Origin of the sequence: Methylobacterium sp. CCH5-D2 (assembly GCF_001556475.1) — a bacterium.
In the GTDB taxonomy this organism is placed as follows: domain Bacteria; phylum Pseudomonadota; class Alphaproteobacteria; order Rhizobiales; family Beijerinckiaceae; genus Methylobacterium; species Methylobacterium hispanicum.
Genome location: NZ_LSIX01000655.1, coordinates 1 through 310, shown reverse-complemented (window position 1 = coordinate 310; position 310 = coordinate 1). Strand labels below are relative to the sequence as shown.

At 70.6% G+C, this 310-nt stretch carries 1 protein-coding gene; it reads right to left on the bottom strand.

Features of this window, described 5'->3' with window-relative positions; translation table 11 throughout:
• A partial coding sequence (locus AX737_RS17360) for an efflux RND transporter permease subunit (RefSeq protein WP_156453801.1) occupies positions 1-310 on the bottom strand: 310 nt, incomplete at both ends.

Here is a 310-nt window from a genome sequence, read left to right as displayed (position 1 = left end):
CGGCCACCGAGCCGATCAGGGCGAGCGGCACGTTGCCCATGATGATGAGCGCCAGGGCGGCCGAGCGGTAGCGGCTGAACAGGATGGCGAAGACCAGGGCCAGAGAGAGCGCCGAGAGCGCCGCGATGGTCCGGCTCGCCTCCTCCTGCGCCTGGAAAGTGCCTTCCAGGCTGGTGAAGAAGCCGGGCGGCATCGGCTCCTTCGCCACCGCCTCGCGGATGGCGGCCACGACGGTCGCCATGTCGGTGCCGGCCGTGGTGTTGGCCTGCACCACGATGCGGCGCCGGGCGTTCTCGCGCAGGATCTGGTT